Source organism: Gammaproteobacteria bacterium (assembly GCA_033344735.1).
Lineage (GTDB): Bacteria > Pseudomonadota > Gammaproteobacteria > UBA4575 > UBA4575 > UBA1858.
In genome coordinates this window covers 1,884,781-1,903,148 of the sequence record JAWPMW010000001.1, presented here as the reverse complement: position 1 = coordinate 1,903,148, position 18,368 = coordinate 1,884,781, and the positions used below count along the sequence as shown (strand labels likewise).

At 40.3% G+C, this 18,368-nt stretch carries 17 protein-coding genes; all 17 read left to right on the top strand.

All coding sequences use genetic code 11. The annotated features are described in order from the left end of the window. Positions 1-31: 31 nt before the first annotated feature. A complete protein-coding gene (rsmG, locus tag R8G33_09755) occupies positions 32-649 on the top strand; it encodes a 16S rRNA (guanine(527)-N(7))-methyltransferase RsmG (protein ID MDW3095944.1) in 618 nt (205 codons plus the stop codon). A 5-nt stretch (positions 650-654) separates the two neighbouring features. Then, a complete protein-coding gene (locus R8G33_09750) occupies positions 655-1,443 on the top strand; it encodes a ParA family protein (protein ID MDW3095943.1) in 789 nt (262 codons plus the stop codon). Positions 1,444-1,446: 3 nt separating this feature from the next. Further along, positions 1,447-2,340 carry a ParB/RepB/Spo0J family partition protein gene (locus R8G33_09745; protein MDW3095942.1) on the top strand — a complete coding sequence of 298 codons (894 nt, stop codon included), beginning with the start codon at positions 1,447-1,449 and terminating at the stop codon, positions 2,338-2,340. Between the two features lie 209 nt (positions 2,341-2,549). Continuing rightward, positions 2,550-2,933 carry an ATP synthase subunit I gene (locus tag R8G33_09740; GenBank protein MDW3095941.1) on the top strand — a complete coding sequence of 128 codons (384 nt, stop codon included), beginning with the start codon at positions 2,550-2,552 and terminating at the stop codon, positions 2,931-2,933. A gap of 2 nt (positions 2,934-2,935) precedes the next feature. Next, positions 2,936-3,793 (top strand): F0F1 ATP synthase subunit A, encoded by an 858-nt coding sequence (gene atpB, locus R8G33_09735; GenBank protein ID MDW3095940.1) that lies wholly within the window; start codon positions 2,936-2,938, stop codon positions 3,791-3,793. A gap of 47 nt (positions 3,794-3,840) precedes the next feature. Continuing rightward, a complete protein-coding gene (gene atpE / locus R8G33_09730) occupies positions 3,841-4,074 on the top strand; it encodes a F0F1 ATP synthase subunit C (GenBank protein ID MDW3095939.1) in 234 nt (77 codons plus the stop codon). A 34-nt stretch (positions 4,075-4,108) separates the two neighbouring features. Continuing rightward, a complete protein-coding gene (locus R8G33_09725; protein ID MDW3095938.1) occupies positions 4,109-4,579 on the top strand; it encodes a F0F1 ATP synthase subunit B in 471 nt (156 codons plus the stop codon). 9 nt (positions 4,580-4,588) lie between these two features. Beyond that, entirely contained in the window at positions 4,589-5,125 is a 537-nt protein-coding gene (locus R8G33_09720) for a F0F1 ATP synthase subunit delta (GenBank protein ID MDW3095937.1), read from the top strand. A 37-nt stretch (positions 5,126-5,162) separates the two neighbouring features. Then, on the top strand, positions 5,163-6,704 hold the full coding sequence (atpA, locus tag R8G33_09715; protein MDW3095936.1) for a F0F1 ATP synthase subunit alpha: 1,542 nt from the start codon (positions 5,163-5,165) through the stop codon (positions 6,702-6,704). Positions 6,705-6,709: 5 nt separating this feature from the next. After that, positions 6,710-7,576, top strand: coding sequence for a F0F1 ATP synthase subunit gamma (gene atpG / locus R8G33_09710; GenBank protein MDW3095935.1), 867 nt, complete (start codon positions 6,710-6,712; stop codon positions 7,574-7,576). A 49-nt stretch (positions 7,577-7,625) separates the two neighbouring features. Beyond that, on the top strand, positions 7,626-9,005 hold the full coding sequence (atpD, locus tag R8G33_09705) for a F0F1 ATP synthase subunit beta (protein MDW3095934.1): 1,380 nt from the start codon (positions 7,626-7,628) through the stop codon (positions 9,003-9,005). 9 nt (positions 9,006-9,014) lie between these two features. Then, positions 9,015-9,437: a F0F1 ATP synthase subunit epsilon gene (locus R8G33_09700; protein MDW3095933.1), complete on the top strand. Its 423-nt coding sequence runs from the start codon at positions 9,015-9,017 to the stop codon at positions 9,435-9,437. Positions 9,438-9,592: 155 nt separating this feature from the next. After that, on the top strand, positions 9,593-10,966 hold the full coding sequence (glmU, locus tag R8G33_09695) for a bifunctional UDP-N-acetylglucosamine diphosphorylase/glucosamine-1-phosphate N-acetyltransferase GlmU (protein ID MDW3095932.1): 1,374 nt from the start codon (positions 9,593-9,595) through the stop codon (positions 10,964-10,966). Between the two features lie 22 nt (positions 10,967-10,988). Further along, a complete protein-coding gene (glmS, locus tag R8G33_09690; protein MDW3095931.1) occupies positions 10,989-12,818 on the top strand; it encodes a glutamine--fructose-6-phosphate transaminase (isomerizing) in 1,830 nt (609 codons plus the stop codon). Between the two features lie 79 nt (positions 12,819-12,897). Continuing rightward, entirely contained in the window at positions 12,898-14,334 is a 1,437-nt protein-coding gene (locus R8G33_09685; GenBank protein ID MDW3095930.1) for a lipopolysaccharide biosynthesis protein, read from the top strand. A 76-nt stretch (positions 14,335-14,410) separates the two neighbouring features. Then, the gene (aceE, locus tag R8G33_09680; GenBank protein ID MDW3095929.1) at positions 14,411-17,095 is read left to right on the top strand and encodes a pyruvate dehydrogenase (acetyl-transferring), homodimeric type; all 2,685 of its coding nucleotides are present in this window, start codon (positions 14,411-14,413) and stop codon (positions 17,093-17,095) included. Positions 17,096-17,102: 7 nt separating this feature from the next. Beyond that, complete coding sequence (locus R8G33_09675; protein MDW3095928.1) at positions 17,103-18,359, top strand: 2-oxo acid dehydrogenase subunit E2; 1,257 nt, start codon at positions 17,103-17,105, stop codon at positions 18,357-18,359. Positions 18,360-18,368: the final 9 nt, after the last annotated feature.

Genomic DNA, 18,368 nt, shown 5'->3' with positions numbered 1-18,368 from the left:
TCAGGTTAACAATCTCGGCTTTTGTTTATTAATGGAAACACACTCCCAGTTGGAAAAGGGTGCACAGCAATTATCTGTGCCACTATCTAACCCACAGTTAGATCTGCTGCTAACTTATCTAGAATTGATTAAGCGTTGGAATAAGGCATATAACCTAGTAGGCACCTCAAAAACTAACGAATTGCTTCAAAAGCACCTGCTAGATAGCCTTTCCATTGTTCCATACGTGAAAAAGGCGCCTGTATTAGATGTCGGTAGTGGTGCGGGCTTGCCAGGTATTCCTTTAGCTATTTCGCTACCTGACATATCATTCACTCTACTTGATTCAAATGGTAAAAAAGCCAGGTTTATGCGCCAGGCGGTGATGGATTTAAATTTAACCAATGTCGATATTGTGCAAACACGAGTAGAAGATTATCAGCCTAATAAAGCGCCAAATTCGGTTCTGTCACGAGCCTTTGCGCCATTGGGGAAGGCTCTAGAAATGTTAGCCGCTGTCTGCGCACCTCAAGGCCAAGTGCTGATTATGTTAGGAGTACAGCCGCATAATTTTCCTTCTTTAACCCAAGTCAATAATATCCGAGCACACTCAGTGACTATTCCAGGTCTAGATTCCCAGCGTCACATTCTTTTGGCAGACCGGGCTTAGTTGGTATGGCTAGGATTATTGCAATTACGAATCAAAAAGGTGGTGTGGGCAAGACCACAACGACGGTTAATCTAGCAGCATCACTAGCAGCAGCAAAGCGAAAAGTATTGTTGGTAGACCTAGATCCTCAAGGCAACGCCACTATGGGCTCGGGTATAGATAAACGCGAAGTAGAAATTTCTGTTGCACATGTGTTGTTAGAACAGCATTCAATTGATGAATGCATCGTTACTAGTGAGAGCGCTGGCTATGACATATTGCCCTCTAATGAGCAACTGACCAGTGCAGAGGTTGGATTGTTAGAAATGCGAGGTAGAGAATTTAAACTACGACGTGCATTAGGACTGGTTGCAGATAGATATGACTATATATTAATAGACAGTCCTCCCTCTTTAAACATGTTAACAGTGAATGGCCTGGTCGCAGCACAAAGTGTGATTATTCCTACTCAGTGTGAGTATTATGCGTTAGAAGGGCTATCTGCATTACTTGGAACTATAGAAAGAGTGCGACAAAGCGCAAATCCAGAGCTACAGGTTGAGGGTGTGCTAAGAACTATGTTTGATCCTCGTAATAACTTAGCCAACGATGTGTCTTCTCAACTCACGACTCATTTTGGAGATAATGTTTATCGAACTATCATTCCAAGAAATGTCACCTTAGCAGAAGCACCTAGTCATGGCTTACCCGTGATTCGTTATGATAAAGGTTCGCGCGGTTCTCGCGCCTATATTGCATTAGCCGGTGAAATGTTGAGACGAGAAGAAGCAGCATTACAGCCGAGGGTGTCATAAAAAATGAGTGCAAAGAAACGAAAAGGGCTGGGTAATTTAGGTGTCGATATATTGTTATCCACACCTGTGGAGGCAGCGCCAACATCGCAACAATCCGAGGAAAAACATGCCAGCGGACTTGATTATATTGATGTCGATCTGGTCGACCGTAGCCCATTTCAGCCTCGACAGAATATGACAGAAGAAGGGCTTACTGAGTTAGCTGACTCAATTCGCAGCCAAGGGTTAATACAACCAATCGTAGTAAGAAAAACTGGTAATCGCTACGAATTAATTGCAGGCGAACGACGTTGGCATGCCGCGCAAAAAGCAGGTTTAGATGAAATCCCGGCTGTCATCAAAGAGGCTAACGATGAATCAGCCGCCGCTATGGCATTAATAGAAAATCTTCAGCGTGAAGACCTCAATCCAATTGAAGAGGCTTTTGCTATGTCAAATTTGACCAAACAATTTGATTGGACTCACCAGAAAGTAGCTGATGTGCTTGGTAAAGCGCGCGCCACAGTGAGCAATATGCTGCGCTTGTTAGAGTTACCTATAGAAGTGCGCGACCTAATTAGACAGGAAAAATTAAGCATGGGTCATGCACGCGCCTTGCTCTCGCTACCCACAAGTCAGCAAGGTCAGGTGGCCGCTAGGATTGTCGCCAAAAATCTTACAGTTAGACAAACCGAACAGGCGATCCGTAAGTTGATAAATAGTGTAAGTAATAAAACCTCGATTTCACCTAAAAAAGACCCAAATATCCAGAATTTGGAAAATATTATTGCAGATACTCTTGGTGCTGCAGTCGAGATAAAACATAGCGCAAACTCCAAAAAAGGCAAAATTGAAATTCAGTACAATGATTTGGATGAACTAGACGGAATTTTACGTAAGATTGGTGCTAGTAGTTAGTTAACCCTGCCTATAATAGTGCAGAAATCTTCCTCGTTAATATTATTAATATACACATGTTGAGATTTTATCCGCCAGCGCTTATACTCCGCGCCGCGAGCAAGATTCGTTTGTAGCTTGAGGGTATATATCCTTAATTTAAAACAATAAATTCAAACGAATGAAAGTATCAACTTTAATCGCCAACTGCCTGAATAGGTTGAAAAAACTTGGCTAAAAAGCAATCGTTAGTTACTACGATTTTGATCTCCCAAATAATTGTAGCTTGTGTAATAGCGATCGGATTGATTTATCAAGGTATACTAGTTGCACTTTCTTCATTGCTCGGTGGTTTTATCTGCATTATTCCAAATATTTATTTGGCGCGTAAATTAGCAGGTAAGCAAACAGCCGATGTGAATCAGCTGCAAAATAGTATGTACACCGCAGAAATTGGAAAGATTATAATAACTGCAGCTCTATTTGCAGGTGTATTTGCAACACAAGATTGGATTCATCCAGTGGCACTGCTGGCTGGATTTGGATTAGCGCATCTAACGCACTGGCTAACTCCAGTAGTTATGTCGGTTTTAAATAAAAATAGGGATTTATAGAAATGGCAAGCGAAGAGCTGACCGCTTCTGGGTATATAAAACACCACCTAACAAACCTTACATTTGGTCAACATCCAGATGGTCATTGGGGATTTGCTCATGGCGCTGAAGAAGCTTCTGAGATGGGATTTTGGGCAATCCATGTTGACACCATGTTCTGGTCTATATTAATTGGCTTTTTATTTATATTTTTCTTTTCTAGAGCCGCTAAGTCCGCATCTTCAGATGTCCCGAGCGGGCTGCAAAATTTTGTCGAGTGGGTAATTGAATTTATTGATGATAATGTTAAGAGCACATTTCACGGATCGACCCCGATAGTTGCACCATTAGCACTGACAGTATTTGTTTGGGTGCTCGGTATGAATCTGATGGATTTGGTACCAGTAGACTGGATACCACACCTTTCAGCCATGGCGGGTATTGAGTATATGAAGGTTGTGCCAACCACAGACCCGAATGCCACGATGGGGATGTCAATTACAGTATTTTTAATGGTGCTCTACTACAGCATCAAAATGAAAGGGTTTGGCGGGTTTACAGCGGAGCTTACACTTCAACCATTTAGCGCTAAATTTCCTTTCAATCTGATCCTTATTCCAGTGAACTTCTTTTTAGAGACAGTGGCATTGCTTGCTAAGCCAATCTCACTGGGCTTACGTTTATTTGGAAATCTATATGCGGGTGAAATGATCTTTATTTTGATCGCATTAATGTACGGAGGGGGATTCATCCTCGGTATTTTTGGAGGTGGGCTACAGTTGATATGGGCTATATTCCATATCTTAGTAGTAGTACTACAAGCTTTCATTTTTATGGTGTTAACCGTTGTATATTTAAATATGGCGCATGAGCATCATTAGACAATTACGTTATTAAAAAACTTTAACTTTAGTAGAGCGGAGACGTTATGGAATTATCACAAGCAGTTATTTTCTTAGCCGGCGGAATATTAATGGGCCTTGGTGCATTAGGTGCAGCGATCGGTATTGGTAACTTGGGTGGAAAATATATGGAAGGCATCGCGCGTCAGCCTGAATTAATCCCAATGTTACGTACACAAATGTTTATCGTACTTGGTCTAGTGGATGCTGTTCCTATGATTGCTGTAGGCATCGCGTTTTACATGATTTTCGCTCTTTAAGTCCTATAAGTCGTAACATTAGTGAGGTGTAAAGGTGAATATTAATCTCACCCTAATCGGACAATCCATCGCGTTTCTATTTTTTGCATATTTCTGCATGAAGTTTGTCTGGCCGCCTATTACAGGCGCGCTAGCTGAGAGAAAGAAGAAAATCGCAGAAGGCTTGGAAGCTGCAGAGCGTGGCATGCAGTCTCAAGAGCAAGCTCAAGTGCAAGTACAAGCACAAATGACTGAAGCGAAACAACAAGCATCTGAGATTATTAACCAAGCTCAGAAACGTGCAAACGAGATTGTTGAAGAAGCCAAAGGCACAGCTGTGCAAGAAGGCGAGCGAATTAAAGTAGCTGCGCATTCTGATATAGAAAAAGAAATCAACCGAGCAAAAGAACAGTTACGTTCTCAGGTGTCTACTCTCGCAATTGCTGGTGCTGAAAGAGTACTTAACAAAGAGATCAATGCAGATGCTCACAAAGCAGTGCTCGATGATCTTGCCGCACAAATTTAAGGAAAACATGTGTCAGAATTAACAACAGCAGCACGACCTTATGCAAGAGCCGCGTTTGATTATGCATCATCTAATGGTGTTATAGGTCAGTGGGCAGAGATGCTAGGTTTTTGTGCCGCAGTGGCAAATGACGCAACCATGAAAACAGCGTTAGACCAACCTAGCCTGAACAGACAACAGTCTGCAGAATTATTTAATGAGGTGTGTGCAGATAAATTAGATGGCCACGCTAAAAACTTTATTAAATTACTTGCAGAGAATGATCGTATCTCATTACTGCCAGATATCGTCGTTTTGTATCATCACTATCAAGCTCAAGCTCAAGGCACTGTAGATGCAGAGTTAATTAGTGCGCTAGAAGTTGATGATCAACAGGTAGAAGCAATCTCTGCGTCATTAGCAAAAAGACTTGGTAAAAAAGTATCTATTACTACAAGCATTGATGAAACATTAATTGGCGGCGCAATCATAAGAGCAGGTGACATGGTCATTGATGGCTCAGTACGTGGACGCTTAGAAAAGCTGTCAAATACGCTTAGCAACTAGAATTTAGATTAAATTATAGAGTTCAAGAGGAATTCATATGCAACTCAACCCTACAGAAATAACAAGCTTAATCAAACAACGTATTGATAAGTTTGAAGCCGCGTCTGAAGCGCGCACAGAGGGAACAGTCGTTGGTGTTACTGACGGTATTGTTCGAATTCATGGCTTGGCCGATGTGGTCTCTGGAGAAATGATTGAATTTCCAGGAAACGTATTCGGAATGGCGTTGAACTTGGAGCGTGATTCAGTTGGCGCCGTAGTACTTGGTGACTACAAAGAAATTTCTGAGGGCGACAAAGTAAAGTGTACAGGTAACATTCTCGAGGTACCTACAGGCCCTGAGTTACTTGGCCGTGTAGTGAATTCTCTCGGTGAACCAATAGATGGCAAAGGTCCAATCGAAGCAAAATTAAATGCACCTATTGAAAAAATTGCACCAGGTGTAATTGAGCGTAAATCTGTAGATCAGCCAGTTCAAACAGGATTGAAATCAATTGATGCCATGGTTCCAATTGGCCGTGGCCAACGAGAACTTATTATTGGTGACCGCCAAACTGGTAAAACAGCAGTAGCACTTGATGCCATCATTAACCAAAAGGGCACTGGTGTTAAATGTATTTATGTCGCAATTGGTCAAAAGAATTCATCGGTTGCAAACGTAGTAAGAAAACTAGAAGAGCATGATGCAATGGGTCATACCATAATTGTATCCGCTGCAGCTGCAGAATCTGCAGCGATGCAATACATTGCTCCTTACTCTGGTTGCACTATGGGCGAATATTTCCGTGACCGTGGAGAAGACGCATTAATAATTTATGATGATCTGTCCAAGCAAGCGGTAGCCTACAGGCAAGTATCTTTATTACTACGTCGTCCACCTGGTCGAGAAGCTTATCCGGGTGATGTATTTTACTTACACTCAAGATTGCTAGAGCGTGCATCTCGTGTAAACGAAGAATATGTTGAAGCGTTTACGAATGGTGAGGTTAAAGGAAAAACAGGTTCTTTAACCGCGTTACCTATAATTGAAACGCAGGCTGGCGACGTATCAGCTTTCGTACCAACAAACGTAATTTCAATTACTGATGGTCAAATCTTTTTGGAATCAGATTTGTTTAATTCAGGTTTCAGACCAGCAATTAATGCGGGTCTATCAGTATCTCGTGTTGGTGGTGCTGCACAAACCAAGATTGTTAAGAAACTAGGTGGCGGTGTTCGTTTGGCACTTGCTCAGTATCGTGAATTAGCAGCCTTCTCTCAGTTCGCATCAGATCTTGATGAGCAAACACGTAAGCAATTAGAACGTGGTGAGCGTGTGATGGAGTTAATGAAACAACCACAATACTCTCCATTAACAGTAGGCGAGATGGCGATTTCTCTTTATGCGGTAGATAAGGGTTATATCGATGATGTTGATAAGAGCAAAGTTGTAGCATTTGAAGCTGCTATGCATGATTACTTGCGTTCAAATAACAAAGATTTGCTTGATAAGATAAATGACACTGGCGATTACAATGACGACATTGAAGCAGCAATCAAGCAAGCTGTTGAAGCGTTTAAAGCTAACGGTGTTTGGTAAGACTTATGTCTGGCGCTAAACAAATACGTACCCAGATCTCGAGTATTAAGAATACTCAGAAGATCACTAAAGCAATGGAAATGGTTGCTGCGAGTAAAATGCGTAAAGCACAAGATCGTATGAATGAAACACGACCATATGCGATTAAAATTAAGCAAGTAATTAATCATCTAGCTGCAGCGCATTCCGAATACAAACATCCTTATATGACTGCTCGTGATGAGGTTAAACGTGCAGGATTCATTATCATTTCTACCGATCGCGGATTGTGTGGTGGCTTAAACGTTAATTTGTTCAAAAGTGCATTGCGCCAAATAAAAGAATACCAAGATCAAGGTGTAGAGGTTGATCTTAGTATCATCGGTTCTAAAGGTATGGCTTTCTTTAGGCGCTTATCAGATTTGAATATTGTGTCTCATGCTAGCGGGTTGGGCGATAACATTCACATGAACGAAATTATTGGTCCAGTGAAAGTAATGTTAGATGCTTATTCTGAAGGCAACATTGATCGTTTGCATATAGTGGAAAATGAATTTGTTAATACCATGACGCAATCATCAGACGTCAATACATTGTTACCGTTGCCGAGTGATGAAGAAGAAGTTAGACAACATCACTGGGATTATATATACGAGCCTGATGCAAAAGAAGTTTTAGACTCACTATTAATCAGATACGTTGAATCAATTGTTTATCGTGGTGTAGTTGAAAATGTCGCCTGTGAAATGGCGGCAAGAATGATTGCAATGAAAAGTGCGTCCGATAATGCGGGTAGCCTTATCGATGATTTGCAGCTGGCTTATAACAAAGCACGCCAAGCATCGATTACACAAGAATTATCAGAGATTGTTGGTGGTGCAGCGGCCGTTTAATGCTGACGGAAAGAATTTATATTAAAGATTGAAGTAACGAGGAATTAAAATGAGTACTGGTCAAATTATAGAAGTAATCGGCGCGGTCGTTGACGTGGAGTTTCCATCCAGTCAAATACCTAAAGTGTACGATGCACTAAAAGTAGATGAAAAAGGATTGACGCTAGAAGTACAACAGCAGCTTGGCGATGGAGTAGTAAGAACCATTGTTATGGGTGCATCTGAAGGATTGCAGCGTGGTTTGCAAGTCACCAATACCGGCAAAGCAATTAACGTCCCTGTTGGACCAAAAACATTAGGTCGTGTCATGGATGTGCTGGGTAACCCAGTTGATAATGCTGGAGATATTGGCAATGACTCAACGATGCCTATTCACCGTTTACCACCAAGTTTTGAAGAGCAAGCTGGAGGAAACGAGTTACTAACAACAGGCATTAAAGTAATTGATTTACTTTGCCCATTTGCTAAGGGCGGAAAAATTGGTCTGTTCGGTGGAGCGGGTGTAGGTAAGACCGTGACCATGATGGAATTAATTAACAACATCGCAAAAGCGCATTCAGGATTATCAGTGTTCGCGGGTGTTGGAGAGCGTACTCGTGAAGGAAACGATTTCTACTACGAGATGAAAGAAGCGGGCGTACTAGATAAAGTGGCCATGGTATACGGTCAGATGAATGAACCACCGGGAAACAGACTACGAGTTGCGCTAACAGGATTGACCATGGCGGAGTATTTCCGTGATGAAGGTAAAGACGTATTAATGTTTATCGATAATATATATCGATACACATTGGCAGGAACAGAGGTATCTGCACTACTTGGTCGTATGCCATCTGCGGTAGGTTATCAACCAACACTTGCAGAAGAAATGGGTGCGCTACAAGAACGAATTACTTCAACCAACAGTGGTTCAATTACTTCAATTCAAGCAGTATATGTGCCTGCAGATGACTTGACCGATCCATCACCTGCAACCACATTTGCACACTTAGATGCGACTGTCGTACTTTCTCGTCAAGTAGCAGAATTAGGTATCTACCCTGCGGTGGATCCACTAGATTCTACTAGCCGCCAGTTGGATCCATTAGTAATTGGACAAGAACACTACGAAACTGCGCGCGCAGTACAGAACACTCTACAAAAATATCAAGAGCTTAAGGACATTATTGCGATTCTTGGTATGGATGAGTTGTCAGAAGAAGATAAGCAAGTTGTTACACGTGCTCGCAAGATCCAACGATTCTTATCACAACCATTTAGTGTTGCAGAAGTATTTACCGGTACGCCAGGTGAGTTAGTTCCATTGAATGAAACTGTTGCAAGTTTCCGAGCGATTGTTGATGGCGAGTATGACCATCTACCAGAGCAAGCATTCTACATGGCTGGAAATATTGACTCAGTACTGAAGAAAGCAGAAGATCTTAAGTAATCGCTAGTTATGGCAACTAATATGCAACTTGATATCGTAAGCGCTGAATCCGAGATATTCTCTGGCACTGTCAATGCTGTTTTTGCACCGGCCATTGTTGGTGATGTGGGAATATATCCACAACATACACCATTAGTGACTCGCCTAAAGCCCGGTGAATTAAAAATTGAAGTTGAAGGTGAAGAGGACCGATATATCTACGTGTCCGGCGGTATGCTGGAAGTTCAACCTGATGTGGTTACTGTGCTCTCTGATACTGCAATTCGGGCAGAAGACCTTGATGAAAATATGGCACTTGAGGCAAAGCAGCATGCAGAAGAGCTTCTTAAGGATAAACAGTCAGAGGTAGATAGTGCAAGAGCACTTGCTGAGCTTGCTGAAGCAGCTGCTCAACTCCGTATGATAGAAAAATTCCGCAAAGGAAAGATCTGATAGCTAAATTTCTAATAGATTCAAAGCTTTGAGATAAATAGAACATAAAGGCAGCCAAATGGCTGCCTTTTTCATTTCTATGTAAGGGTAACTAGTTCAAAATATGGACTAGAATAATAGTGTAACCTTTTCTATCTCAAAGAATTAATAGATCTATGTCTCTAAACGTCGTTATATTAGCCGCTGGTCAAGGCACTCGTATGTGCAGCAAATTACCCAAAGTACTGCATCAAGTCGGGGGTAAATCCATGTTGGCGCATACCATTACAACCGCAGAAAATTTAGGCGCCGATCGAATCATCGTTGTTTATGGCCATGGTGGTGAAGCAGTACGTTCTGCAATTCAGAATGAGAAAGTAGAATGGGTAGAACAAGCGAAGAGACTGGGTACAGGGCATGCAGTTCAGCAGGCTATTCCATTTTTTACAGCTAAAGCAGATGAAAATATTCTTATTTTGTATGGTGATGTTCCACTAGCAAGAGAAACAACGCTGAAAACATTGTTAGAACAGCAACCTAAAGAATCAATGGCAATTTTAACTACAGAACTTTCTAACCCACACGGTTATGGACGTATAGTGCGGAGTATACAAGGTAAAGTTGAAAAAATTGTAGAAGAAAAAGATGCAGATAATGAGATTAGAAAAATCGCAGAAATAAACACAGGAATTCTATGTGCATCTTCGCAGAGTTTAATTAAGTGGCTTGATAACATTGATAATAATAATAAGCAGCAGGAATATTATTTAACGGATTGTGTTGGATTAGCTGTAGCGGATGGAAAGCCTGTTGAGGCAGTGATCTGTGAAGACCCGAGTGAAGTAATGGGGGTTAATAATCGCGTTCATCTTGCTGAAATGGAAGGCGTATACCAAGCTAGACAACGCGAAAGACTAATGATTAATGGTGCGACGTTGCGTGATGCTTCAAGTACCTATGTTGATGGAAATATAGAAATTGGAAACGATATTATTATTGAACCAAACGTTTTATTCCGTGGAAACGTTGAAATAGGTGATGATGTCTCAATTGGGATGAATTGTGTGATATCACATAGTGTTATTGAAACAGGAACGGTAATACATCCTAATTCTGTGATCGAGGATTCAAAAATTGGTAAAAACTGTGAAATAGGTCCTTTTGCTCGTGTGCGTCCCAATACAGAATTAGCAAACGAAGTAAAATTGGGCAATTTTGTTGAAGTAAAGAAATCAAATATTGCTTCAGGCAGCAAAGTTAATCATTTGAGTTATATCGGAGATGCCAGCATCGGTGAAAAAACTAACATTGGCGCAGGAACTATTTGCTGCAATTATGATGGTGCAAATAAACATAGAACTGTTATTGGCAATAATGTTTTTATTGGCTCTGACACACAATTAGTTGCGCCAGTAAATATAGATGACGGTGCAACTATTGGGGCAGGTTCAACAATTACGCGAGACGTCCCTGGAGAAAAATTAACACTGTCTCGTAGCAAACAGACAACAATAGATAATTGGCAAAGGCCAGTTAAACAGAAGAAGTAAAGGAAGTAAGGAGACTTTCGTTATGTGTGGAATCGTTGGAGCAATATCAAAAAGAGACGTATCAGATATATTGTTAGAAGGTTTAAAACGCCTTGAGTATAGAGGGTATGATTCTGCGGGTATGGCTGTGCTAAACAAAGGCCTGCTAGAAAGAGTAAGGCGTCCTGGAAAAGTATCAGAATTGGGTGATGCGCTACAAGAGTCAAACTTAAGCGGTATTGTGGGGATTGCACACACTCGCTGGGCTACGCACGGAGTGCCATCAGAATACAATGCTCACCCACATATATGTAATGGTCGAGTTGCTATTGTTCATAACGGCATTATTGAAAATTATCAAGAACTGCGTGAGATGCAGTCTAAAGCAGGATTCAAATTTACTTCAGATACAGATACAGAAGTAATTGCACATCAAATAGTTTTATATTTGGAAAAAGGTGACTCATTATTTTTTGCTGTACAAAACACTGTTAAAGACCTAAAAGGTGCTTATGCCTTAGGTGTGATTGATCGTACCGATGAAGATAGAATTATTGCTGCCCGTAGCGGTAGCCCACTAGTTATTGGCGTAGGTGAAAATGAAAATTTCATTGCTTCTGATGTGCATGCATTATTAAAAGAAACACATAAGTTTATATATTTAGAGAATGGTGATATCGCAGAAATTACACGCGATAAGATTTCTATATTCGATCTTAAAGGAGAATTTGTCGAAAGAGAAATTAAATCTAGTAAACAAAACTCAGATGCGGCGGAAAAAGGTGAATACGAACACTACATGCTCAAAGAAATTTATGAGCAGCCACGTGCAATTGCCGATACATTAGAGGGTAGAGTGCTTAATGGTCGAGTGATGGATGAAATTCTTGGGCCAAAAGCGAAAGCCATTCTAGATAAAACTCAAGCGATACAAATTATCGCGTGTGGTACAAGCTATCACGCTGGCTTAGTTGCTAAATACTGGTTTGAAGAAATTGCAGGTATTCACTGTCACGTTGAAGTAGCCAGTGAATTTCGTTATCGGAAACATGTTGTTAGACCGGGTACATTGTTTGTAACTATTTCACAGTCAGGTGAAACGGCTGATAGTCTTGCCGCACTTTTGCAAGCAAGTTCAGAAAATTATGTTGGTTCGTTAGTGATATGTAATGTTCCTGAGAGCTCGCTAGTTAGGGAATCTGATTTAGCCTTGATGACTCATGCAGGTCCTGAAATTGGCGTAGCTTCAACTAAAGCCTTTACTACCCAATTAGTAGCATTAATGATGTTGGTGATTCTGATTGGACGTCGAAATGGCTTACATCCAGAAATGGAAAAAATCTTAGTTGAACAGCTGCTTAATTTACCAGTACGTATTAATAAAGCATTATCGTTGGATGACCCAATTAAAGAGTTGGCAAAGTTATATAAAGATAAGCATCACGCATTATTCCTAGGCCGAGGATCTCACCACCCTATTGCAATGGAAGGTGCGTTAAAGTTAAAAGAAATTTCCTATATTCATGCAGAATCCTATGCGGCTGGTGAATTGAAGCATGGGCCAATTGCATTAGTGGATAGCGACATGCCAGTGATAACAGTTGCACCTAATAATGAATTGTTAGAAAAGCTTAAATCAAATATAGAAGAAGTACGTGCACGTGGCGGTGAATTACATGTCTTTGCTGATGCGGGTTGTGCATTTGGTATAGAAGAAGGCATGCAGCTTATTGAATTAGATGCACCAGAGAATGCGGTTGCTCCAATTATATTTACTATTCCGTTACAACTACTTTCATATCATGTCGCCGTGCTTAAAGGGACTGATGTTGATCAGCCAAGAAATTTAGCAAAATCTGTGACAGTGGAATAAATCCGGTCACTACAAGTTATTTTACTCATCCTTAAATTTAGAGTGAAATCTACTCACAATCTTATGTAAGCATTCAGCCATGTCTATTGGAAAAGAGGTTTCTAGCTCAATTAGATGGATGGCAGGCATGCGTGTCCTCAGTCAGATATTAATGTGGGCAGCGACTTTAATAGTAATAAGACTATTGTCACCTGAAGATTACGGGTTGATGGCGTTAGCTTCAGTTGTAATCGGCTTGCTAGAAATATTGGATGATATGGGCTTGGCATCGGCAATCGTTAAGAAGAAAGAGTTGTCAGATAAGTTTGTTCAGCAAATTTTCGGTATGCTGTTTATATTTAATATTGGATTTTACGCAATCCTCTATTTTACCGCTCCGCTTATTGCAGACTTTTTTGGAGACCCTCGACTAGAAATAATTATTTATATTTTAGGCCTGCAAACTCTGATTCGTATTTTCTTCTATATTCCCAATGCAATCATGAGAAGAAATATGGAATTTCGCAGCGTGTCTTTGATTAGATTTGCTGCTGTTATTGCTCAAAGTGTTACCACACTTATATTTGCATTTTTGGGTTATGGGGTTTGGTCTTTAGTACATGGTGCTCTGGCTTATACAACCGTACAAACATTGGGTGCAATGATTGTATCTCGTTACACCTGTAGGCCTAGCTTTTCATTTGATGGTATTGGTGAAGCATTAAGCTTTGGCGGTCTAATTACTCTTCATCGCATACTTTACTACTTCTATAATTCTGCTGATGCAGTTGTTATGGGTAAATTGGTAGGACAAAAAGCATTAGGATACTACTCGGTGGCAATGCAGATTGCATGTCTGCCAATTGACAAGTTTATGATGATCTTGAATGAAGTGGGCTTCTCTGCTTTTTCAACAATTCAAGATAATCAACAAAAAATGAATGAGCTACTGTGCAAAGCAGTACGATTACTTGGGATCGTAATTTTCCCTGTATTTATGGGCGTGTCTTGTGTTTCACCAGAGTTAGTTGATGTTCTGCTTGGTGAAAAATGGACACCGGCTGCATTACCATTACAAATTATTAGCGCAGTAATGGCACTTAAAATGATGAATATTACAGACCCGTTACTATTTGCTATGGGCCGTCCTGATGTTGGCGTAAAAGCACTCGCGATTGGTTGCGTGATTATGCCGATTGCTTTTTATGTAGGCGCACATTGGGGATTGATTGGCATATCTTTGTCATGGTTAATAGCTTATCCGCCGTATTTCTATATTTCTATGAGGATTGTTTTGTCAACAATAGGGATGAAGTTTAGTACTTATGTTCGTGAATTTGCTTATCCTGCTTTATTTAGTGCGATCATGTATGTAATGGTGACGCTTGCAAGAGAACTCATTAGCCCGCTTATTGGTAATACGGCGTTAGAGTTAATTATGTTGATATTTGTAGGCGCGGTGACTTACACAGGCTTGGTGCTTGCGTTCCAACGTGATACTGCATGGCAATTATATTCAATGGTTAGAAGTCGATAGCGTTTAATAATGAGGCTTGTCTAAACACTATAGTAAACTTTTTAAAAGTAGTATAAGTTAAGTCAACAGAATTTTAATGCTTATTAAAAAGGAGCATTTGTTGACGACGAGGCCAGAAATTGATGATGAGGAAACCCAGGAATGGGTACAGGCATTACATGATGTCATAGAACATACTGGTGAAAATAAAGCTCATCAAATAATAGAAACATTAATCACTGAATCAAGACGTGCTGGCGTCAATCTCCCTTTCAAAACTACAACTCCATATATCAATACTATTGACAGTGCGGATGAAGAACGACTTCCAGGTGATCTGTCCTTGGAGCATCGGGTGCGTTCATTGGAGCGTTGGAATGCTCTAGCTATGGTTGTACAGGCAGCAAAAGTTACAACTGAGCTGGGTGGGCATATATCCTCATATGCTTCTGCTGCAACTCTGTATAGCATAGGCTTTAATCATTTCTTTAGAGGGCCTAGTGATCAACACAATGGAGACTTAGTCTATTTTCAGGGACACGCAGCGCCAGGCGTGTATGCGCGTGCATACTTGGAAGGCCGACTTACAGAGAAGCAATTAAAAAATTTCCGTCGGGATGTTGATAGGGAGGGATTAACTTCATACCCACACCCATGGTTAATGCCAGACTTTTGGCAGTTTCCGACTGTATCTATGGGTTTGGGGCCAATTACAGGAATCTATCAAGCTAGATTCATGAAGTATTTAAATGACCGTAGTCTCAAGGATGAAGAGGGTCGTAAGGTTTGGGTGTTTACTGGTGATGGTGAAATGGATGAGCCGGAGTCTTTAGGTGCAATTTCATTAGCGGCACGTGAAAATCTAGATAACTTAATATTTGTTGTTAACTGCAACTTACAACGTCTAGATGGACCTGTGCGCGGTAATGGGAAAATAATTCAAGAATTAGAAGGTGTGTTCCGCGGTGCAGGTTGGAATGTTATTAAGTTAGTCTGGGGTTCTAATTGGGACCCATTATTCGAGAATGATAGCTCCGGTATTTTATTAAAACGCATGGAAGAAGCCGTAGATGGTGATTATCAAAACTACCGGGCTAAGGGAGGTGCATATACTAGAGAACACTTCTTTGGTAAGTATCCTGAACTTGAAGCGTTAGTGTCTAAAATGACGGATGAAGACTTATGGCGGTTAAACCGCGGTGGGCATGATCAGCAAAAAGTTTATGCGGCCTATACTTCTGCAGTAAAGCACAAAGGCCAACCAACAGTTATATTAGCTAAAACGGTTAAAGGTTATGGACTTGGTAAAAGTGGAGAGAGCCTTAACATTGCACATCAATTAAAAAAGCCAACAAAAGACTCTATAAAAGAATTTAGGGATCGTTATCAGATTCCAATCCCAGATGAAGATCTTGACAAGGTCCCATTTTATAAGCCTGCAGACGATAGCCCAGAAATTCTTTATATAAAACAATGCCGAGAAAAACTCGGTGGTTCTATCCCACAGAGAAAGCCATTTCCTGCATTTGCTCCTATAAAAATTCCGGAATTCGATATATTTTCTAAGCTAGTTGCTGACAGTGGCGAGCGCGAATATTCAACTACAATGACGTTTGTACGCATATTGACTGCACTGACAAGAGAGAAAAGTATTAGTAAATATATTGTGCCTATCGTTCCTGATGAGGCACGAACATTTGGTATGGAGGGAATGTTTCGTACCATGGGAATTTACTCGCGCAAAGGCCAGCTCTATGACCCTGTAGATGCTGATGACCTCATGTATTATCGGGAAGATAAGGCAGGACAAATACTACAGGAAGGTATTAATGAAGCCGGGGCTATGTCCTCATGGATAGCGGCAGCATGCTCCTATAGCAGTCACGGCTTAGCTATGATTCCATTCTATATTTTTTACTCAATGTTTGGTTTTCAACGTATCGGTGATCTAGCATGGTTAGCTGCTGATAGTCATTCTCGTGGATTTTTATTGGGTGGTACAGCAGGTAGAACGACATTAGCAGGAGAAGGCTTACAACACCAAGATGGCCAAAGTCATATTATGGCTAACTTTATACCTAACTGCAGAAGTTATGATCCAACCTTTGCTTATGAGCTGACGGTAATCATTCATGATGGGTTAGTTCGTATGTATGAAAAGCAGCACGATTGTTTTTATTACATTACAGTGATGAATGAAAATTATAAACATCCCGCTATGCCAGAAGGTATTGAAGATGGGATAATTAAAGGAATGTACTTATTTAAAGCTTCTGCAAACAATAAATGTGATGTACAGCTTTTAGGTTGTGGGGCAATACTTCGAGAAATAATTAAAGCAGCTGAGATTTTAGAAGATGATTATAAGGTATCTACAAATGTATGGAGCGTTACTAGTTTCAATGAATTATACCGAGATGGCATTGAGGTAAATCGTTGGAATATGTTACATCCTGATCAAAATGCAAAACAGTCGTATGTCACACAGTGCCTAAAGTCTGATGATCAAGTTGTAATTGCAGCTACTGATTATGTGAAATTATATGCTGATCAAATTAGATCTTTAGTGCCCGGGTGTTATCGCGTACTAGGAACTGATGGATTTGGGCGTAGCGACACAAGAGAAAAATTGCGCGAATATTTTGAAGTTGATTATCGATATATAGTAATAGCCGCGTTATATGAGATGGCTAATCAATCAAAGGTTGATACAGTTGTGATAAAACAAGCCATTGATAAATACCAAATAGACTCAGAGAGGGTCAACCCAATGTTTGGTTAATTATTATATGAATGAAGAAAAGACAATTGTTGTAACGGATATAGAAGATTTTGATGAAGTGGATATTATCGAAATTTTAGTATCTCCTGGTGATGTAGTTGAAGCAAACCAATCTATTGTCACATTAGAAAGTGATAAAGCAATGATGGAATTCCCCTCATCATATGCTGGCGTAGTCAAGAGGGTTAACGTTTCAGTAGGGGACAAAGTAAAACAAGGAGATGAATTAATAGTAATAGAAATGGGTGAAACAACTAATAGTGAAGACAAAGTTGCTACTAGTGAAGTTGAGGCGATTACAAAAGAGCAGAGCATCGAAGAGAATGTAAATAAAAAACAGCAAACTAAAAATAAAAAAAATAATATTAACCCCGATAAAGCTTATGCAAGCCCTGCAGTAAGAAAATATGCAACTGAACTTGGTTTAGATTTAGATAAAGTTACCGGCAGTGCAGAACATGGCAGGATACTCAAGCAAGATGTACAGAGCTATATTCAAAAACGTATCTCTACTGTAGGTATTGGAATTGCAAACCCACAATACATACTGCCAGATTTTAGTGAATTTGGAGAAATAGAAGAAAAGCCATTAAATAAGCTACGACAAGTATCAGCAAAACATTTGCAACATGCTTGGGAAGTCGCGCCACATGTTACACAATTTGATAATGCTGACATTACTGAGACCGAATTAGCGCGTAATCAGCTGAAAGAAAAAATGCAGTCTCAAGAAATAAAGTTGACGTTGTTGCCCTTTATTATGAAGGCATTAGTAAAGTGCTTACAAGAATATTCGGACTTTAATAGCTCAATTAATAGCGAAGTAACATCACTGATCCATAAAAAATATTATCATCTAGGTATTGCTGTGGATACACCACGTGGATTAGTTGTGCCAGTAATCAGAGATGTAGACCAAAAGAAAATAACAGAAATAGCTAAAGAGTTGGCGGAGGTAAGTTCACTTGCACGAGAAGGAAAATTAACACCAAGACAAATGCAGGGTGGTTGTATGACAATTACAAGCCTAGGCGGCATTGGTGGTAGTCATTTCACCCCGATAATTAATTTTCCAGAAGTGGCTATACTGGGTGTTTCTAGAAGCTATACAAAATTAGTTATAAACAATGATGAGATTGAAGAACGCTTAATGTTACCTTTGTCTTTAACCTATGATCACAGGGCAATTGATGGGGTGGCCGGCGTAAATTTTATAACAAGCCTTAAGAATAAACTAAGCGATGTATGGTCTCTAATGATATAGCGGTGAAAT

Bases quoted from the DNA above. Each gene is read 5' to 3' on its own strand.
- rsmG (MDW3095944.1), top strand. From the start codon at position 32: ATGGAAACACACTCCCAGTTGGAAAAGGGTGCACAGCAATTATCTGTG.
- R8G33_09750 (MDW3095943.1), top strand. From the start codon at position 655: ATGGCTAGGATTATTGCAATTACGAATCAAAAAGGTGGTGTGGGCAAG.
- R8G33_09745 (MDW3095942.1), top strand. From the start codon at position 1,447: ATGAGTGCAAAGAAACGAAAAGGGCTGGGTAATTTAGGTGTCGATATA.
- atpB (MDW3095940.1), top strand. From the start codon at position 2,936: ATGGCAAGCGAAGAGCTGACCGCTTCTGGGTATATAAAACACCACCTA.
- atpE (MDW3095939.1), top strand. From the start codon at position 3,841: ATGGAATTATCACAAGCAGTTATTTTCTTAGCCGGCGGAATATTAATG.
- atpA (MDW3095936.1), top strand. From the start codon at position 5,163: ATGCAACTCAACCCTACAGAAATAACAAGCTTAATCAAACAACGTATT.
- atpG (MDW3095935.1), top strand. From the start codon at position 6,710: ATGTCTGGCGCTAAACAAATACGTACCCAGATCTCGAGTATTAAGAAT.
- atpD (MDW3095934.1), top strand. From the start codon at position 7,626: ATGAGTACTGGTCAAATTATAGAAGTAATCGGCGCGGTCGTTGACGTG.
- R8G33_09700 (MDW3095933.1), top strand. From the start codon at position 9,015: ATGGCAACTAATATGCAACTTGATATCGTAAGCGCTGAATCCGAGATA.
- glmU (MDW3095932.1), top strand. From the start codon at position 9,593: ATGTCTCTAAACGTCGTTATATTAGCCGCTGGTCAAGGCACTCGTATG.
- glmS (MDW3095931.1), top strand. From the start codon at position 10,989: ATGTGTGGAATCGTTGGAGCAATATCAAAAAGAGACGTATCAGATATA.
- R8G33_09685 (MDW3095930.1), top strand. From the start codon at position 12,898: ATGTCTATTGGAAAAGAGGTTTCTAGCTCAATTAGATGGATGGCAGGC.
- aceE (MDW3095929.1), top strand. From the start codon at position 14,411: ATGCTTATTAAAAAGGAGCATTTGTTGACGACGAGGCCAGAAATTGAT.
- R8G33_09675 (MDW3095928.1), top strand. From the start codon at position 17,103: ATGAATGAAGAAAAGACAATTGTTGTAACGGATATAGAAGATTTTGAT.